General features: G+C 31.1%; 20 protein-coding genes. 8 read left to right on the top strand and 12 right to left on the bottom strand.

What is annotated here, in order from left to right:
- The first annotated feature begins 46 nt into the window (after nt 1-46).
- Complete coding sequence (locus CLV91_RS16440) at nt 47-1,666, top strand: CTP synthase (RefSeq protein WP_121069324.1); 1,620 nt, start codon at nt 47-49, stop codon at nt 1,664-1,666.
- A gap of 86 nt (nt 1,667-1,752) precedes the next feature.
- Nucleotides 1,753-3,609, top strand: coding sequence for a membrane protein insertase YidC (gene yidC, locus CLV91_RS16435; protein ID WP_121069323.1), 1,857 nt, complete (start codon nt 1,753-1,755; stop codon nt 3,607-3,609).
- Nucleotides 3,610-3,933: 324 nt separating this feature from the next.
- Here yidC and CLV91_RS16430 read toward each other — a convergent pair whose 3' ends face one another.
- Nucleotides 3,934-5,925 carry a fasciclin domain-containing protein gene (locus tag CLV91_RS16430; RefSeq protein WP_121069322.1) on the bottom strand — a complete coding sequence of 664 codons (1,992 nt, stop codon included), beginning with the start codon at nt 5,923-5,925 and terminating at the stop codon, nt 3,934-3,936.
- 230 nt (nt 5,926-6,155) lie between these two features.
- On the opposite strand from CLV91_RS16430, the gene mnmA reads away from it, so the two are divergent.
- Both mnmA and CLV91_RS16420 read left to right on the top strand, forming a co-directional pair.
- On the top strand, nt 6,156-7,346 hold the full coding sequence (gene mnmA / locus CLV91_RS16425) for a tRNA 2-thiouridine(34) synthase MnmA (RefSeq protein WP_121069321.1): 1,191 nt from the start codon (nt 6,156-6,158) through the stop codon (nt 7,344-7,346).
- 22 nt (nt 7,347-7,368) lie between these two features.
- Entirely contained in the window at nt 7,369-8,310 is a 942-nt protein-coding gene (locus CLV91_RS16420; protein WP_121069320.1) for an NAD(P)H-dependent flavin oxidoreductase, read from the top strand.
- A 73-nt stretch (nt 8,311-8,383) separates the two neighbouring features.
- Here the strand turns inward: CLV91_RS16420 and CLV91_RS16415 are convergent, their stop codons facing one another.
- The 8 genes from CLV91_RS16415 to CLV91_RS16380 all read right to left on the bottom strand — a co-directional run bounded on the left by CLV91_RS16415 (nt 8,384) and on the right by CLV91_RS16380 (nt 14,109).
- On the bottom strand, nt 8,384-9,646 hold the full coding sequence (locus tag CLV91_RS16415; protein WP_121069319.1) for a sensor histidine kinase: 1,263 nt from the start codon (nt 9,644-9,646) through the stop codon (nt 8,384-8,386).
- A gap of 164 nt (nt 9,647-9,810) precedes the next feature.
- The gene (arsB, locus tag CLV91_RS16410) at nt 9,811-10,842 is read right to left on the bottom strand and encodes an ACR3 family arsenite efflux transporter (RefSeq protein ID WP_121069318.1); all 1,032 of its coding nucleotides are present in this window, start codon (nt 10,840-10,842) and stop codon (nt 9,811-9,813) included.
- A gap of 3 nt (nt 10,843-10,845) precedes the next feature.
- Nucleotides 10,846-11,457 (bottom strand): arsenate-mycothiol transferase ArsC, encoded by a 612-nt coding sequence (locus tag CLV91_RS16405; RefSeq protein WP_121069317.1) that lies wholly within the window; start codon nt 11,455-11,457, stop codon nt 10,846-10,848.
- A 21-nt stretch (nt 11,458-11,478) separates the two neighbouring features.
- Complete coding sequence (locus CLV91_RS16400; RefSeq protein WP_121069316.1) at nt 11,479-11,949, bottom strand: DUF6428 family protein; 471 nt, start codon at nt 11,947-11,949, stop codon at nt 11,479-11,481.
- Between the two features lie 49 nt (nt 11,950-11,998).
- A complete protein-coding gene (locus CLV91_RS16395; protein WP_121069315.1) occupies nt 11,999-12,331 on the bottom strand; it encodes an ArsR/SmtB family transcription factor in 333 nt (110 codons plus the stop codon).
- Between the two features lie 88 nt (nt 12,332-12,419).
- Complete coding sequence (locus CLV91_RS16390) at nt 12,420-12,872, bottom strand: MepB family protein (RefSeq protein WP_121069314.1); 453 nt, start codon at nt 12,870-12,872, stop codon at nt 12,420-12,422.
- A 109-nt stretch (nt 12,873-12,981) separates the two neighbouring features.
- Entirely contained in the window at nt 12,982-13,719 is a 738-nt protein-coding gene (locus CLV91_RS16385; protein WP_245987206.1) for a helix-turn-helix transcriptional regulator, read from the bottom strand.
- A 15-nt stretch (nt 13,720-13,734) separates the two neighbouring features.
- Nucleotides 13,735-14,109, bottom strand: coding sequence for a VOC family protein (locus tag CLV91_RS16380; RefSeq protein ID WP_121069312.1), 375 nt, complete (start codon nt 14,107-14,109; stop codon nt 13,735-13,737).
- Between the two features lie 145 nt (nt 14,110-14,254).
- Here CLV91_RS16380 and CLV91_RS16375 point away from each other — a divergent pair, with 145 nt between their 5' ends.
- Together CLV91_RS16375 and CLV91_RS16370 are read left to right on the top strand one after the other, a co-directional pair.
- Entirely contained in the window at nt 14,255-14,719 is a 465-nt protein-coding gene (locus tag CLV91_RS16375) for a hypothetical protein (RefSeq protein ID WP_121069311.1), read from the top strand.
- Between the two features lie 27 nt (nt 14,720-14,746).
- Nucleotides 14,747-15,352, top strand: coding sequence for a trimeric intracellular cation channel family protein (locus CLV91_RS16370; protein WP_121069310.1), 606 nt, complete (start codon nt 14,747-14,749; stop codon nt 15,350-15,352).
- A gap of 5 nt (nt 15,353-15,357) precedes the next feature.
- On the opposite strand, the gene CLV91_RS16365 is transcribed toward CLV91_RS16370, so the two are convergent.
- Complete coding sequence (locus CLV91_RS16365; protein WP_121069309.1) at nt 15,358-16,068, bottom strand: peptidylprolyl isomerase; 711 nt, start codon at nt 16,066-16,068, stop codon at nt 15,358-15,360.
- Between CLV91_RS16365 and CLV91_RS16360 the strand changes: the two genes are divergently transcribed.
- Both CLV91_RS16360 and CLV91_RS16355 read left to right on the top strand, forming a co-directional pair.
- Entirely contained in the window at nt 16,067-16,708 is a 642-nt protein-coding gene (locus CLV91_RS16360) for an NUDIX hydrolase (protein WP_121069308.1), read from the top strand. The genes CLV91_RS16365 and CLV91_RS16360 overlap by 2 nt on opposite strands.
- A 26-nt stretch (nt 16,709-16,734) precedes the next feature.
- Nucleotides 16,735-17,532: a lysophospholipid acyltransferase family protein gene (locus CLV91_RS16355; RefSeq protein ID WP_121069307.1), complete on the top strand. Its 798-nt coding sequence runs from the start codon at nt 16,735-16,737 to the stop codon at nt 17,530-17,532.
- On the opposite strand, the gene CLV91_RS16350 is transcribed toward CLV91_RS16355, so the two are convergent.
- The gene (locus CLV91_RS16350) at nt 17,529-18,179 is read right to left on the bottom strand and encodes a hypothetical protein (protein WP_121069306.1); all 651 of its coding nucleotides are present in this window, start codon (nt 18,177-18,179) and stop codon (nt 17,529-17,531) included. The two genes, CLV91_RS16355 and CLV91_RS16350, sit on opposite strands and share 4 nt — an antisense overlap.
- Nucleotides 18,180-18,674 carry an RNA polymerase sigma factor gene (locus CLV91_RS16345; RefSeq protein WP_121069305.1) on the bottom strand — a complete coding sequence of 165 codons (495 nt, stop codon included), beginning with the start codon at nt 18,672-18,674 and terminating at the stop codon, nt 18,180-18,182.
- Nucleotides 18,675-18,840 lie beyond the last annotated feature (166 nt).

The raw sequence follows: 18,840 nt of genomic DNA, 5'->3' as shown, positions 1-18,840 counted from the left end.
AGCAATTTGTATTTTTGCCTGCGTTAAGAAAACAACCTAACGCTTCATGTCACAGACTAAATACATTTTTGTAACCGGTGGGGTTACATCTTCTCTAGGAAAAGGAATAATAGCAGCTTCTCTTGCAAAATTGTTGCAAGCTCGTGGCTATAGAACTACGATTCAGAAGCTAGATCCCTACATTAATGTGGATCCTGGAACACTTAATCCTTATGAACACGGAGAATGTTATGTTACCGATGATGGTGCAGAAACAGATTTAGACCTTGGGCATTACGAACGTTTTTTGAATGTTAGAACCTCACAGGCTAATAATGTTACTACTGGTAGAATTTATCAAAGTGTAATAGAAAAAGAGCGCAGAGGAGAGTTTCTGGGAAAAACAGTACAGGTTGTACCTCATATTACTAATGAAATTAAGCACCGAATTCAGCTTTTAGGAAAATCTGGAGATTACGATATTGTAATTACAGAAATTGGTGGTACTGTTGGTGATATAGAGTCTTTACCATATATAGAAGCTGTAAGGCAGTTGCTTTGGGAGTTAGGAGATGATAATGGTATTGTCATACACTTAACATTAGTGCCTTACCTTTCTGCAGCTGGCGAATTAAAGACAAAGCCTACGCAACACTCCGTTAAAACATTAATGGAAAGTGGTATTAAGGCAGATATTCTTGTTTGTAGAACAGAACATGAAATATCGGACGATATAAAAAAGAAACTTGCACTTTTTTGCAACGTAAAAAGAGAAGCGGTTATACAATCTATAGATGCCTCTACAATTTATGATGTTCCTATTTTAATGCAACAAGAAGGGTTAGATACTGTAACTTTAAAAAGACTAGCTTTACCAGATACAGTAGAGCCAGACCTAGGTACTTGGAAAGATTTTTTAAGAAAACACAAGAATCCGAAAAATGAAGTAACTATAGGTCTAATTGGTAAATATGTAGAATTACAAGATTCTTATAAATCTATCTTAGAAGCTTTTATACATGCAGGAGCAGTAAATGAAGTTCGTGTAAATGTAAAATCTATACACTCGGAGTATTTAACCAAAAGTAATTTTGAAAATAAATTATCTGGCTTAGATGGTATTTTGGTGGCGCCAGGCTTTGGAGAAAGAGGTATAGAAGGAAAAGTTAAGGCAGTGCAGTTTGCAAGAGAAAAAGGAGTTCCTTTTTTAGGAATTTGTCTTGGAATGCAAATGGCGGTTATAGAATATTCTAGAAATGTTTTAGGTCTTGCTGATGCTAATTCTACCGAGATGGAAGAAAACACATCAGACCCTGTCATTAATTTAATGGAAGAGCAAAAAACAATAACTAATAAAGGGGGTACTATGCGTTTAGGTGCTTGGGATTGTCATTTAGTAGAAAATAGCCTTGTTTCTAAAGTGTATGATAACCAGTTAGATATTACAGAAAGGCACCGTCATAGATATGAGTTTAATAATGATTACAAAGAACAATTAGAAGCTGCAGGTTTAATAGCATCTGGTATTAATAAAGAAACTGGATTGGTAGAAATTGTAGAAATTGCTAGTCATCCTTGGTTTATAGGTGTGCAATACCACCCAGAATACAAAAGTACAGTTGCAAATCCGCACCCTTTATTTGTTGGGTTTGTTAAAGCAGCCTTACGTCATAAAAAAGAAGAGTAGTGCCACAATGGCATAAAAAAATAATTGGGCTTATTTTTGCACCAATTTTAACAAATAAATTACCGAATTATAATTAGGTTATCCTTATGGAAGAAAAAAAACTAGATGTAAAATCTATTATTGGCTTTGTGCTTATTTTTGGAATTCTCCTTTTCATGTTTTATCAAAACAAGCCAACTCCAGAAGAGGTAGAGGCTCAGAAAGCTAAACAAGAACTTTTAGAAGCAAAAGAGGCATCAGAAAATCAGAATGCTCATGTAACAGAGGAAAATAAAACTCCTGTAATAAATTTACAAGATTCTACTGCAGTTGCTAATTATAAAAGTACTATAGGTGCTTTTGGTTATACTGCTCCTTCTGAGGGTATTACTGAAATACAAAATGATTTAGTTTATTTAAGAGTTAGTAATAAAGGAGGTCAAATTATAGAAGCAAAGATGAAAACCTTTGTTACCTATGACTCTATCCCGGTTTATTTGGTAAAAGATGGTAATGCTTCTTTTGGGTTAAATTTTTCAACATCAGATAATAGAGTTCTAAATACACAAGATTTATATTTTGAGCCTACTTTAACAGAGAATAACGGTAACTCTGTGCTTTCTATGAAAGCAAAGGTTTCTGCTAATCAGTTTTTAGAGTATCGTTACGAAATGAAGCAGGGAGATTATTTAATAGATTTTTCTGTAAAATCGCAAGGATTAAATGGGGTGATTAATGCAAGTCAACCTGTGAAATTATCATGGAAATTAAAAGGAATACGTCATTCTAAAAGTATACAATATGAAAACAGGTATACTAGGTTAACGTATAATCATGAAGATGGTAAAATAAGTAAACTTTCTGAAAGTAGTGATGATGATGAGAAAGAAGAAGATGTTAAATGGTTGTCTTACAGACAGCATTTCTTTAGTTCAATCTTAGCAAATGATACTTCTTTTAAAAGTGCAGATTTAGCTTCTGTAAATTTAGTAGAGGAAGAAAATAAAACAGATAAGTTTACAAAAGAATATAGCTCTGTAGTGCCTTTAGAAATTAAAGGAGGCGAAATTTCTGAAAATTTAAATTGGTATTATGGTCCAACAGATGTAAAGGTTTTATCGCAGTATAAAGAATTAGGTCTAGAAGACTCTATACCTTTTGGTTGGGGTATTTTTGGATGGATAAATAGATATATATTTACACCATTTTATTCTTTACTAAGTTCTTTCTTGCCTTATGGTATTGCAATTGTTGTGATGACTATTTTAGTTCGTTTGGCAATGTCTCCAGTAACTTACAAGTCGTACTTATCACAAGCTAAAATGAAGGTGTTAAAACCAGAAATTACAGAGCTTGGAGAAAAGTATAAAGACAATGCAATGAAAAAGCAGCAAGCAACTATGAAGCTGTATAACAAAGCAGGAGTGAGTCCTATGAGTGGTTGTATACCAGCATTCATACAAATGCCTATTTTTTATGCATTATTCATGTTTTTTCCAACGTCTTTTGCGCTTAGGCAAAAATCATTTTTATGGGCAGATGACCTTTCTTCTTTTGATACTATTTATCAATTCCCAGAAGGATTTTCTATTCCTTTTTATGGGGATCATATTAGTTTATTTCCAATACTAGCATCTATAGCAATATTCTTTTATATGCAAATGACTACAGGGCAAAATATGCCACAACAACCGGGTATGCCTAACATGAAATTTATTATGTATTTAATGCCTTTTATGATGTTGTTTTTCTTTAATAATTATGCAAGTGGATTAAGTTTGTATTATTTTGTATCTAACTTAATTACAATAGGAATTATGTTGGTTATTAAGAAATTTATTTTAGATGATGCTAAAATTCATGCGCAAATACAAGAAAATAAAACCAAACCTAAAAAGGAAAACAAATTCCAAAAGAAAATGCGTGAAATGATGGAACAAGCTGAAGCGCAGAAAAAGAAATAATAATGCTTAGCGTATAAAAAAGAGGCTCCTATTTTAATAGGAGCCTCTTTTTGTTAAAAGTCTATGGTAAGATTTGGGATTCCAAATATGCAACCCTTTTAAAGTTTTAAAAAGTATTAGTTGTCAAATAGGTAATTTTGTATGCTAAAGGGAGGTATAATGTTGTTTGTTTTTTTTAGTAGGTAAGGGGTAGGGAGTTAAGGAAAGTTTTTTCTTACATTTTTGCTATTTGACCAAAATAAAACCCCAAACAAAACTATATTATAGTAATGCAGGGGCTTAAAATGAAATAAAAACTATGGTTAGTTAATATCTCGGGGTTTTTTAATGTCCTAATGCATCAAGAACTTCTTGGGGCAATAAAACTTTATCTATTATATGTACAATACCATTGCTTGTCATAACATCTGCAGTTGTAACATTTGCATCGGTAGAAGTCTTATCTCTTAACCCTATACTATTACCTACTAAGGCAAAAATAGATTCTCCTTGTAATGGAATTATTTCTTGATGGTCTGTTAAATCTGTAGATTTTACGCTAGCACCAGAAATAACATGGTATGTTAGTATTTTTGTTAAAATTGTCTTCTCTTCAGGGGTGTCAAAATCTTCTAAACTATTATAATCATTCCCTAATAGATCTAATAGACTTGTAAATGCAGCATTTGTTGGAGCAAATACAGTAAATGGTCCTTCGCCAGATAGAGTATCTACCAAACCTGCATCAGCTTGTATAAGAGCTTCAACTAAAAGACTCAAATCTGAAACACTTTGTGCTGTTGCAACAATATTAGGATTTAGTATGTCTAAAACTTCTTGAGGTAATAATACTTTATCAATAATATGAACCACACCGTTACTAGCAATAACGTCTGCAGCTGTTACTTGTGCAGGAGTATCTGTTGCATCATTTATATAAACTCCACCCGTTAAGTTAATCGTAATATTTTCAGATTGTAGCGTTGTAATCTCTTGGTGGTTAGATAAATCTGTAGATAAAGCGGTAGTGTTACCAATTACATGATAGGTAAGTATTTTTACAAGTAGAGCTTTTTCTTCATCTGTATCAAAATCACTTACAGCATTATATTCATCTCCTAAACTTTCTAATAATGCAATAAAAGCATCATTTGTTGGTGCAAAAACAGTGAATGGTCCATCTCCAGACAAGGTTTCAACTAGGCCAGCATCTGCTTGTTGTAAAGTGCTAACTAGAACACTTAAATCGTTAGTTTCAACAGCTAATTCTACTATTGTTTTAAGATTTAAGTTCGTAACAAAATCAATTGCTACTTGCGGTAAAAGTACTTTATCTATGGTGTGTGCTACTCCGTTTGAAGCTATAATATCTGTACCAGTTATGTTTGTATTAGCTTCAGATGCATCTACTATAACAAATGTTCCTTGGTTATCTATAATACTAACAGAGTTGTTTGTAAATGCGGTTCCTACTTCTCCTGCAGTTAAATCTCCTGCTTTTACAGTAGCATTTGGTATAACATGAAAAAGAAGAATATTTTTTAATAAATTTATTTCTTCTTCAGTATCAAAATCATCTAAACTATTATAATCATCACCTAAAACATCTAATAATGCAGCAAAAGCATCATTTGTTGGCGCAAATACAGTAAAAGGGCCTTCACTAGATAAAGTCTCTACTAAGTCTGCTTTTATCACAGCATCTTTTAATATGGAAAGCGGCTCGGTTTCTATTAAAATACTAACTAAGTTACCAGGAGAGTTAATGGCATCAATAACCGTCTGCGGTAAAAGTACTTTATCTACAAGGTGAACAACACCATTAGTAGCAATTATGTCTGCTGCAGTAACAGTAGCTTTTGTTTCTGTTTTGTCTATGATATTAACTGAAGAGGATTCTAAAGCAATAGTTACATCTTCCTCTTGCAGTGTGGTTATCATTTGGCCATCATTTAAATCTGTAGATTTTGCAGCAATATCTGTTATAACATGATATTTAAGAATTTGAGCAAGTAGAGCTTTTTCTTCTTCTGTATCAAAATCTTCCAGAGAGTTAAAATCATCTAAATTTCCTAATAGGGTAGTAAAAGCATCATTAGTTGGCGCAAAAACAGTGTAGGTAGCGTTTTTATCATCTAGAGCTTCAACTAAGCCTGCATCGGCCTGTATTAGAGCAGCAACTAAAGAGCTTAGAGATTCTGTTGCTTGGGCTGTTGCAGTAATGCTAAGTTCGGTTGATTTTTCTTCTGTTACATCATCGTTTTTATCACAAGAAAAAAGTGTAATACAAAAACAGGATAGTAATAAGTAACGTTTCATTTTTAATAGTTTTTCCATGGCTTAAATTTTAGTATAATGTTTAATTTTTATAACAAATTAATAAACAACAATTAATATTTATTATGTAAACTATTGGTTATTAATAAAGTATATGTTAGATAAATAGTTGTTTATTGTTTAACAAATATATAAAAAAATTAAACAAAACATAATTTTTGAAGAGAAAATTAAATTTGAAAATTCTAAGATGGTAATTTTGTACTTTTGTAGGCTATATAATTTTTAGAATGAAAAAAGTAGTTGTAGGTCTTTCTGGAGGAGTAGATTCAAGTGTTGCAGCATACCTTCTTAAGGAGCAGGGATATGACGTTATAGGCCTTTTTATGAAAAATTGGCATGATGATTCTGTTACAATATCCGAAGAATGTCCATGGTTAGAAGATAGTAATGATGCTCTAATCGTAGCAGAGAAGCTTGGAATTCCTTTTCAGACGGTAGATTTAAGTGCAGAGTATAAGGAACGTATTGTAGATTATATGTTTAGAGAGTATGAAATGGGTAGAACACCAAACCCAGATGTACTTTGCAATAGAGAAATTAAGTTTGATGTTTTTATGAAAATAGCAATGCAACTTGGTGCGGACTATGTTGCTACAGGGCATTATTGTAGAAAAGGAATTGTAAATAATGAAGATGGAACACAAACTTACCAGCTTTTATCCGGTAAAGACCAAAATAAAGACCAATCCTATTTTTTATGCCAATTATCTCAAGAACAATTATCTAAGACTTTATTTCCTATAGGTGAATTACAAAAACCTGAGGTTAGAGAAATTGCAGCAAAAATGAATTTAATTACTGCGGATAAAAAAGATTCCCAAGGACTATGTTTTATAGGTAAAGTAAGATTACCTGATTTTTTACAGCAAAAATTAAAACCAAAAAAAGGAATTATTGTAGAAATACCAAATACCCACCCATTTTATACTAGAGAAGTTGCAGGGTTTAATACGGAGGAAGATAAATTATATTTTTCTTCAGAAAAACCTGTTTATGCTGTTTCTGAAGGAAAAAAAGTAGGGGAGCACCAAGGAGCACACTATTTTACTAAAGGACAAAGAAAAGGTTTAAATGTAGGAGGAACAAAAGAACCATTATTTGTAATTGATACTGATGTAGAAGAAAATGTAATATATACAGGGCAAGGAAAAAGTCACCCAGGTTTATATAGAAATACTCTTTTTGTATCTAATGAAGAGACGCATTGGATACGACCAGATTTAGCTTTAAAACCTGGAGAATCTTTAAAAGTTAAAGCACGAATTAGGTATAGACAAGCTTTAGAAGATGCAACCGTTGTAAAAACTAGAAAAGGTTTATATGTAGATTTTATAGAGCCGCAATCTGCAATTACTGAAGGGCAATTTGTAGCTTGGTATGTAGAAGATGAGTTACTAGGTTCTGGTGTTATAGCATAATTTTTTATTGTTATTTTAGGGTATGAAAAATAAAGTATTAAAGTTATTTGGAATAGAATATCCTATTATTCAGGGCGGAATGATATGGGCAAGTGGTTGGCGATTAGCATCTGCAGTATCTAATGCAGGTGGTTTAGGAGTTATTGGGGCTGGGAGTATGTATCCTAATGTGCTAAGGGAGCACATTCTTAAGTGTCAAGAGGCTACCAATAAACCATTTGCGGTTAATATTCCTATGTTATATCCAGATTTAGAAGAGATAATAAATATAGTAATAGAACTTGGAGTTAAGATTGTAATTACCTCTGCTGGAAATCCTAAAGTTTGGACATCAAAACTTAAATCTCAAGGTATACTAGTAGTACATGTTGTTGGTAGTTTAAAATTTGCTTTAAAAGCAGAAGAAGCTGGGGTAGATGCTATAGTTGCAGAAGGTTTTGAGGCAGGTGGTCATAATGGTAGGGATGAATCTACAACACTTACATTAATACCATTAATTAAAAAACATGTAAAAATACCAATCATAGCTGCAGGAGGTATAGCTACCGGAAATGCAATGTTAGCAGTTATGGTTTTAGGGGCAGATGCTGTACAGGTAGGAAGTAGGTTTGTTGCATGTAAAGAAGCTTCTTCTCATAGGAGTTTTAAAGAAATGGTAGTAAACGCCAAGGAAGGGGATACTAAGTTGACTTTGAAAGAATTAGCCCCTGTTCGTTTATTAAATAATAAGTTTTATCAAGATATTCAAAACGCATATAAATCTGGGGCTTCTGTTAAGGAACTTAAAGAATTATTAGGAAGGGCAAGAGCCAAAAAAGGAATGTTTGAAGGGGATATGGACGAGGGAGAATTAGAAATAGGGCAGGTATCTGCTTTAATTTCTGATATAAAACCTGCAAAAGAAATTATAGAAGATATGATGCAGCAATTTAATGAGACAAAATCTAAAGTCTCTAAATATTAAAAAGCAGCCTCTTTTACTCGATAATCGAGATTTAAATGCTCCGAGGCTTGCCTAGAAATCAAAAATTAGTTTCCTAATAAATGCCTTGTGGGCTTGCCCCGAGGTAGTTTACTAAAGGAATATTTGGTGTTGTATCTTTTGTAATGTTAAAAATGAATTTTGCACCTTTACCTTCTTCAGATTCCACAGAAATTGTTCCTCCCAGTTTTTCTACTATTTTCTTTACGGTAGCTAATCCAATTCCAGTTCCTTGTTGGCCATATTTATCTTTTACACCTACAGTTTTAAAAATTTCAAATATTTTGTCATGTAGATTAAGAGCTATGCCAGGACCATTATCTTGTACGTAAAAATGATAATTTTCTTTACTTTCAGAAACTCCTATTATTATTTTTAAATCGTCTTTATTACCATATTTTATTGCATTTCCTACCAAATTAATTAAAATTTGATCTAGTGCAATTTTATTAATAGTTATGGTTTTTAAGTCTGTTTTTACTACTAAATCTACAGAACTTTCAAAGGCATATAAAGTTTGTAAATCTTCTATTATCGTAGTTATAGTAACAGTTGTACGTTCTGAGTGTAATAAAGAAGAGGTTTTACTGTAATTTAATAGTCCATCAATCAATTTTTTTAACTTATCAGAAGATGTTTTTATAAAACCAAGCATTATAGAGCCATCTTCCTCTAGTTTGTCCGAATAACTTTCTATAATTAATTCAGACATAGAAGAAATATTATTTAATGGAGCTTTTAAATCATGAGCAGTTGTGGATGCAAAATTTTCTAATTCTGTATTCTTTAAAGCTAATTCTTTATTAGAATCTTCTAATAAGATTCTATTTTTTCTAAGTTCTAAAAGATTCATTACATGTTTGGATAATGCAGTTAAAGAATCTTTTTGAGTTTGAGTTAAAGTTCTTGGTTTGTGATCTATAACGCAGAGAGTTCCAAGAGGAAGACCCTCGTCATTAGTTAGCGAAACACCTGCATAGAAAATTACATTTGGATCATTAATAACTAAAGGGTTTTCTTTAAACCTTTCATCTTCTCTAGCATCTTTTATATTAAAAATTTTATCATCAGAATTTATAGCATGAGCACAAAACGCTAATTCCTTAGGGGTTTCTGTAGCATCTATACCATGTCTAGATTTAAACCATTGTCTGGTTTCATCTAAGAGACTTACTAAAGAGATAGGGGTGCCACAAATTTGAGCGGCAATCTTGGTTAAATTGTCATAGTCTTCTTCAGGAAGCGTGTCTAAAACGTTGTAAGATTTTAAAGCATTTACACGTTCTTTTTCATATAAATGGTCTTTTGGAGCTATCATTTCTTCTTTTTTAATTCAACATATATGTGTAAGAAATATAGTACACCATCTAATAACGAAGTATTGTTTAATTAAGTATTTTATGTATGTTAAAAAAGAAAAACATCCTATCTGTTAAAAATATTTAAAGATAAGATGTTTTAAAATTGGTATTACTATACTTATTAAGAATAGTATTTTCGTTTTAACCAAAAAGCAACTTTAACTAGTAAAATTAGTGCAGGAACTTCTATTAAAGGCCCAATAACACCTGTAAATGCTTGCCCAGAATTTAACCCAAAAACAGCAATTGCAACCGCTATTGCAAGTTCAAAATTATTACCAGCAGCAGTAAAAGAAATTGCAGCATTTTTAGAATAATTAGCACCAACAACTTTACTTACAAAAAAGGCAATACCAAACATTACTACAAAATAAATGACTAATGGTACGGCTATGCGTAGCACATCTAAAGGAATTTCTAAAATTAATTCTCCTTTTAAAGAAAACATAAGAACAATAGTAAATAGTAGAGAAATTAATGTTAATGGGGAAATTGTAGGTATAAATTTTTCTGTATACCATTTTTCTCCTTTACGTTTTACAAGTACTATTCTACTTAGTATCCCTAAAGCAAAAGGTATTCCTAAATATATAGCAACACTTTCTGCTATTGTAGCAATAGATATGTCTACAATAGCACCTTCAAATCCAAAATAGGGAGGCAGTATTGTAATAAATAGCCACGCATAAAAGCTATAGGCAAAAACTTGAAAAATACTATTTAGTGCTACTAAGCCTGCGCCATATTCACTACTTCCCTCTGCCAAATCATTCCAAACTAATACCATGGCAATACACCTTGCTAATCCAATTAGTATTAGGCCAACCATATATTCTGGATACTCTTTTAAAAAAGTAATTGCAAGAATAAACATTAAAACAGGCCCTATAATCCAGTTTAGAATTAATGAAATAGACAGTACTTTAATATCCTTAAATACTTTTGGTAAAAGTTTATAATTAACCTTTGCTAAGGGAGGATACATCATTAAAATTAATCCTATTGCTATTGGAATATTTGTAGTTCCTGAACTTGCAGCATTAATATATTTAGGTAACTGTGGGAAAAAATTTCCAAAACCAACACCTAAAATCATAGCCACGAAAATCCATAACGTTAGTTTACTATCAAGAAAGCTTAATTTTTTTGCCATTTCTTATTTAATTTTGGAAAATACATAGTATAATTCTGTTGCTATTTGAATACTTCTTTCTTGATACTTTTCTTCCTGTTGCGGTGTATTGTCAAAAGCTTTTGGATCCTCAAAAGTAATAGGGATTCTTTTTTCAGCACCGGCAATAAAAGGGCAACCTTGATCCGCACTAGAACAGGTTAATACTGCTGCAAATTTAGAAGTTGGATTAAAACTGTCGTCATACTTTTTGGAGAAACCTATAATAGGGTGGTTGTTATCCCCATTTTTTATACTATAAACAGGATTTTTTTCATTTGAGATAGTTTCAATTTTAAAACCAGAAGTTGTTAAAGCTTTTGCTGCCATTGGAAAAAGTGCAGTAGCTTCTGTGCCGCCAGAATAGCAAAAGACGTTTTTGATATTAAAATATGCAGCAATAGTTTGCGCCCAAACTTGGGATAGATGACTACGTCTTGAGTTGTGAGTGCAAATAAAATTTATTCTAATATCTTCTTTTGCCTCTTTTTTGCTTTTTACAAAATCTATTAATGGGGTTACTATTAATTTTCTTTCTTCAGAAATAGTTGTTGTATCTAAAGATTCTATTTGCGTAATTATATCTTTGTATAACATTTGTACAAGGGTTTTATAAATTTAACAACAACCAGAGTTTGGAGCACAAGAATTTCCAGTAGCTTGTAACTCTTTTAGTTTAACTTTTTGCTTTGGTTCTGGCACACCGCAATTGTCTTTTGCAAGGCAATCTGTTTGCTTCCCAGTTAATAAAAAGCTAGTACCGTCAAAATCTAATCCAAATTTTCCAATAGTTTCCCCTTGGTATTCTACTTCAATATCTAAATCTCCAATATGTAAAGTTTTCTCAGAAAGCTCTATAATATGTATTAGTTTATCAGGATGTAATCTGTGGTCATAATCATTTGCATTCCATAATTGAAAGTTAACTACTTCTTCGTTTCTTACTGTACCACCACAATCAATAAATTTTTTTGTTACTTTTCCAACTTCGGTTACATGAAAATGTTTAGGAACTAACTCTCCGTTAGGAAGTTTAAAAGCAATATTCTCTAATGTGTTTAAATGCTGTTTTATTTCTGATAGTTTCATAGTATTATCGTTTTATTGCAATATTATAATTAAATGGTTTAAATTTTTTTCAACAACAATCTGTATTGCAGTTAATGTCTTGATCTAGAAATTTGTTAATTGTAGCTTTCATTGCTGTCCAGTTTTCTTTATGTATACAATAACATACACTTGTACCTTCTACATTTCCTTTTATAAGGCCAATATTTTTTAATTCTTTTAAGTGCTGAGAAATTGTAGGTTGGGCTAAGCCTATAACATCTACTAAGTCACCACAAATACAAGAATTAATTGCAAATAAATGTTCTAAAATAGCAACCCTTGCAGGGTGTCCAAACACTTTGGCATAAGAAGAAATTAAATTTTGTTTGTCTGTAAACATTTCAGATTTTGCTAATCCCATACACTTGTATTTATATATTGCAATATTACGATAAATATAATTAACGGCTTATGTTTTTTATAAAAAATGTATCCTAAGAATCAATTTTTTATTCTTGGGAAGATAATTTAATATGGTAATTAAGTTGCCAATTTTGTGTGTTTTGTGCAGTTAAATTTGTTGGTGTATCCCAAGAAGGGTACACTCTAAACCCTCTCTTTCCATCTCTTTTGTTAGTAGAAATTATTTTTTCTTGAATTAGTATTTGTTTTGGAAATATAAAAACACCGGTATTTTCTCCTTTTTTGCAATAAATGATAATAAAATCAAAATCGTCTTCATAATTAAAAGGGGTAGTTATGTTTTCTTGGTTTCTTTTCCAGACAGTTACAAATTGTCCATTTTTTTTAGGAGTTACTTTTGCCTTTCGGCTAATAACTTTAAAAAAATTTAAGTTGTAAGTACATGCTTCGTATTCTAGACTTTCTTTTTCTATAGTAAGATTGGTGGGGTTTAATTTTAAAATAGAAAATAAAGGAATAAGTTTTTTTAAATGTTGCATATAGTATTTAGAAGTTTACTCGATAATCGAGATTTAAATGCGCCGAGGCTTGTCTTGAAATAAAAATTAGTTTCCTAAGAAATGCCTCGTGGGCTTGCTCCGAGGTAGTTTACTTTTTCTTTTTAATATCATATGGGTCTTGTCGAAAAAAAGCCTGGATGCTAAACTTTCTATCTTCAAAAGTTTCTGGCAGTATTTTAAAATGCTGTATCCTGTCTATACGAAATGCCCTATATTCTATTCGCATATAACACCAAGCAATTAAAATCCATTTATTTTCGGTTGAGTAAATAGCATAGGGTTCTATTTTTCTAAAAGAAATATTGTTATCATTTGCTTTTTTATAGTTTATTTCTACATAATTATAATTTGTAATTGCTAACTGAATTTCGGAAAGCGCATTACTCGCAATGTTTTTTTCTCGAGTATCAAAAACATGTATTTTATCACTAAGATGTTCGCTTTTTTCTAAAATAGAAGATTTAAAAACAGATTTTATTTTAATAAGAGCATCTTTATAATCTATTACAAAAGAGCTATCATTACTTTTAGTTACTAGATGTTGTGCCGTTATTAAAGCATTAGCTTCTTTTTCTGTAAATTGTACAGGAGGTACGGTATAACCATCCATTAAGGAATATCCTTTTCCCTCAATAGTAACAACAGGTACACCTGCATCTATTAGTTTTTTTATATCTCTATAAACTGTTCTAACTGTAATATTATATTTATGAGACAGTTCTGTTGCTGTTAAAATTCGTTTAGATTTTAATAGCGTAAGAATAGCAATAAGTCTAGAAAGTTGTGTCATTAGAACCAAAGATAGTGAACCAACATTTAGGCTCACTATCTTATTTTTTTATTATTCCATAGAATGTAAAGCAACTTTATTTCCTTCTGTATCTATAAAATGAGCAATAAAACCATTTTCTTGAATATCGGTTTTTGGCATAATTATTTTTCCTCCTGCGGGTTCTACTCTAGCTAAAGCAACACTTAAATCATCACTACCATTTAGGTATACTAAAGAGCCTTCTGTAGAAGGTTTATAATCATCTGCTTTAATAATTGCTCCCCCAACACAATTGCTTTCCGCGTTATAAGAAAAAACACCATAATTACCATGGCCAGGCATAGGGTGGTCTGTAATAATAGCTCCTAAAATTGTTTCATAAAATTTTTTAGCTCTTTCGTAATTGTTTGCAGGAATTTCAAACCAGTTAACTGCATTTGTCATAATTGTTGTTTTTTTAGATTATTGAGTTGCAAACTTAATTTTAGGTAGTGACATCTAATGTCAGGGGTTAAAAAAATAGTAAATACTGAAATTGATTTTTATGCGTTCTATTTATTATAATTATGTTTTCCCCAATTTATAAATTATGAGAATCTTTTTTTTAGTTCTTTTATTAACCTTGTTTTTTAAAAGTAATGCGCAGATTGCAGATAGTAGTAGTCCTAAACATTTTGCTGCAGGAATAGCTATAGGTGCTGTAGGTGGGTATACTGCAAATAAAATATTTAAAGGCGATAAAAAATGGACATGGGCAGGAGCAGTAGGAAGCGCTTTGGCAGCTGGCCTTGTAAAAGAAGCTATGGATAAGGCAGATTATGGTGTTTGGGATAATAGCGATGTAGCTTACACAACCCTCGGTGGTATAGTATCTGGATTAGCTTTGGAATTTTTATTAAATTCTAATAGAAGAAGAGGAAGAGGACGACCATGTAGTTGTTATGCTATTAATTTTAAAAAGCCAAGTTCTGTTTCTAATTTAAAAATAACATATAATACGGGCTCTCGTAATTTATCTTCTGCAATACAAGCCCAATATTTTTTAAGTAAATAATTTATAAATAAGCAGTAGTTTTACACTATGTTTTATTTAGCTATAGATATTTTGGGAACCATAGCTTTTGCCATTTCCGGTGTGCTTATTGCAATGGAAAAAAAGCTAGATTTATTTGGAGTTTTTATAATAGGCTTTGTTACTGCCGTTGGAGGCGGTACTTTAAGAGATTTACTTATAGGAAATGTGCCAGTTACTTGGATTAAAGAGCCTGTTTATATGGTAACAATTGCAGGTACTGTTATTGTTGCTATTTTGTTTGTTAACAAACTTAAATACATTAGAAAATCACTTTTTTTGTTTGATACTATAGGAATTGGTTTTTATACATTAATTGGTATAGAAAAAGGACTTTCTGCAGAACTAACCCCTATAATGTGTATTGCTTTAGGAACTATTACAGCTAGTTTTGGAGGGGTAATTAGAGATATTTTGTGTAATGAAATACCTGTTGTTTTTAGAAAAGAAATTTATGCTACAGTTTGTATTTTGGGTGGAGCTATATATTTTTTACTTCTATTAACACCTTTAAAAGCAGATTATGCTTTTGTTGTGTCTATTATTTCAATAATTTCTTTACGAATTTTAGCAGTAAAATATAAAATTTCATTGCCTAATATCTATAGGTCTTAAGTAAGTTACTTTATAACCTCTGCTTTTGTAATATAAATGTTAGAGGATGGCCAATCTCCTTTACCAACTTTTTGGTTGTTTATTTTATCTACAATATCCATTCCTTGAATAACTTTTCCAAAAGGGGTGTATTCTCCGTCTAAGTGGTAAGAACCTGGTTTTGTAACTACTATGAAAAATTCATAAGGAGATGCTAACATATGTGGGTTATTAATCTCACTGCTGGGCATAGAAACTACTCCTCTATGGTGTTTATGTCCTTTTCTGGTGTCTGGGGGTAGTAGGTATCTACCAATTTCTTTTCTTTTTTTAGAGGTGGCTAAGTCGTCCGAGTTTCCTCCTTGAATTATAAAATTTTTAACCACTCTATGAAATTGAGTATTGTTAAAATATCCTTTTTTAGTTAAGTAAATAAAATTAGCTTTATGGTAAGGAACGTTTCCAAATAATTGTATGGTAAAACTACCTAAATTAGTGGTTATTTTTACTTTGTTTTCTGTTAGTGTTTTATTGTAATTAAAGAAGAAATCTATAGCATTATCTTCTGTAAGTTCAAATTTTTCTTCTTTGGCTTTTATTTTGGAAGAATCAATAACAACAGAATCTATAACAATTTCTTTTGTAGTTTTATTAGTAACATTATTTTTTGATTTCTCATTACATCCTATAAAAAAAAGAAGCAATGTAAGTAGAGAAATATATTTTTTTAATAACATGGATTATAAAATTTTTAAGCAACAAGTTTCAAAAATAAAAGATTTAACTCTTCCAGGAGAATCTTCTCATTATAAAATGATGCCTGCAACAAGGTTAAAGGAGTTAAAAAAAGAAAATTTAGAAAAAAGAGAGCCTAGAAAGGCTGGTGTAATGGCTCTTTTTTATCCAAATCTTAAAGGAAAAACGTTTATCCTTTTAATATTAAGAAAAACATATAAAGGGGTACACTCTAACCAAATAGCATTTCCTGGAGGTAAAGAAGAAAAAGAAGATGCTACAATTTTAGATACTGCTTTACGGGAAACCTATGAAGAAGTTGGGGTTCCAGAAGATAAAATTGAAGTAGTAAAACCTATAACCCAAGTATACATACCTCCAAGTAATTTTCAAGTGCAACCTTTTATTGGTTTATATGAAAATAAAGAGCCTTTTATTTTACAAGAATCTGAAGTAGAAGAAATAGTAGAGGTTTCTCTTACAGATTTTATGGATGATACCAAAATAGTGGAAGAAGATTTAAGAACCTCCTATGCTAAAGTTATTAAGGTACCTGCCTTTAAATTAAATGGTTATGTGGTTTGGGGAGCTACTGCAATGATGCTATCGGAGATTAAAGAGCTCTTAAAAAAGGTGTTGTAAGTGCTTATTTTGTAATTTTGCTTTCTATGAGTTTATTTAAAAGAAATCCTTTTGGGCACATATTGTTTATAAAAAAGTGGCTTATTCGTATTATGGCAGTAATTACGCACCAAAGATATAAGCGCTTTAATAAATTAGAAATAGAGGGTTCAGATATTATAAGAAGCTTACCAAGTGAGAATGTTTTGTTTGTAAGTAATCATCAAACTTATTTTGCAGATGTTGTTGCTATGTTTCATGTTTTTAACGCTAGTTTAAGCGGTAGAGAAAATACAATTAAAAACCTAGGGTATATCTGGAAACCTAAATTAAATATGTACTATATAGCTGCTGCAGAAACCATGAAGAAAAACTTAATGACAAAGGTTTTTGCTTATGCAGGTTCTATTAGTGTAGAAAGAACGTGGAGGTCTGAGGGTAAAGATGTTAATAGGCAGGTTAAAATGAGCGATATTTCTAGTATAGGAAAAGCTTTAGATGATGGTTGGGTAATAACATTTCCGCAAGGAACAACAACGCCATGGAAACCACTTCGTAAAGGAACATCACATATCATAAAAAAGTATAAGCCAATTGTAGTTCCTGTGGTTATAGATGGGTTTAGACGTTCTTTTGATAAAAAAGGATTGCGTATTAAAAAGAAAGGAATTTTACAATCTATGGTTATAAAAGAACCTTTAGAAATAGATTATGAAAACGAATCTTTTGATTCTATTATAGAAAAGTTAGAATACGCTATAGAGCAGCATCCTTCTTTCTTAAAGGTAATTTCTAAAAAAGATTTAAAAGCAATAGAAGAAGAAAACAAACAACGTGAGTTTTAAACTTCTAATTTCTTTAATTTATAGTAATTTTTCTTTAGCTTTTTTAATAACCTTCCGTAAAGTAGAAAATATATTGCTCCCATAAAAAGAGTAAGTAGGGTTCCAAAAATACCAATACCTACCATTAAAGCAATTTTTAATTTCTCTGGAGGTAAATCACTTTTTGTATTATTAAATTCTGATATGTTTTGTACAAAGTCTTCACTAATATATATACCAATTATCATTAATAGCACTGTAAATAATATCATAGAAAGAGAAAAAACAACATAGTTTTTAACTGTTTTTCTAGTTTTAATTATTTTCTGCATTAAAGTCTTTGCATTTTCTAAAACAGAAATCTCTTTATATCTTTTATAAAATTGATAAATAAAATATATAATAACTGTGTATTGTATTACAGAAATTATATAGAAATATTTTTTAAACCCTAGAGTATCATAAATACTCATACTATCTTGAAAAGCAGGTATTAGGTAAAGCAAATGTGGTAGTGTAAATTCTAATATGCTTATAATTAATATCCATTTAACAATAGAAGAGGATTTCTTCCATGTCATATTATATATATCGTCGTAAGACAACTGAGGAATATCTTTATCCCTCTTTTGCCAATCTTTTTTTAGTAATTCCAGCTCGTCCATCATCTAGGGGTTCAAAATGGTTCTTAATTTCTTCTTTACTCTATTCATTTTAACTCTAGCATTTACTTCAGATATACCAAGAGTTTCAGAAATTTCTCTATAATCTTTGTCTTCTAAATACATAAAAACTAACGCCTTGTCAATATCTCCAAGTTGCTTTACAGCTTTGTACATTAATTTTAATTGTTCTTCTTCTGTTTCGTCATATTCATCCGTTTTTATTTTAAATATAACAGAATCATAATCTTGTGTTCTAATGGTTCTTTTAGATTTTCTATAAAGTGTTATAGCAGTGTTTAGAGCCACTCTATACATCCACGTGCTAAATTTAGCTTCTCCTCTAAATTTTGGGTACGCTTTCCATAATTGTATCGTTATTTCTTGGAAAAGGTCATTATGCGCGTCTTTGTTGTTTGTATAAAGGGTACAAACCTTGTGAACAATGTTTTGATTGTTCTGCAAATCCGTTACAAATTGGTGTTCCAATTCTTTATTCACTCTTTGGTTGGTAGGTTGTTTACGTATTAGTATACAATATTAGTAATTTGTTACATTCTAAAGTTTAAAAATTATAGAGTCTAGTGTTATTTACTCGATAATCGAGATTTAAATATTCCGAGGCTTGCCTTGAAATCAAAATTAGTTCCCAAATAAATACCTCGCG

The organism is Maribacter vaceletii (assembly GCF_003634105.1).
In the GTDB taxonomy this organism is placed as follows: domain Bacteria; phylum Bacteroidota; class Bacteroidia; order Flavobacteriales; family Flavobacteriaceae; genus Maribacter_B; species Maribacter_B vaceletii.
Note: the sequence above shows the minus strand (reverse complement) of the source record. Positions and strands in the feature narration are given on the sequence as shown.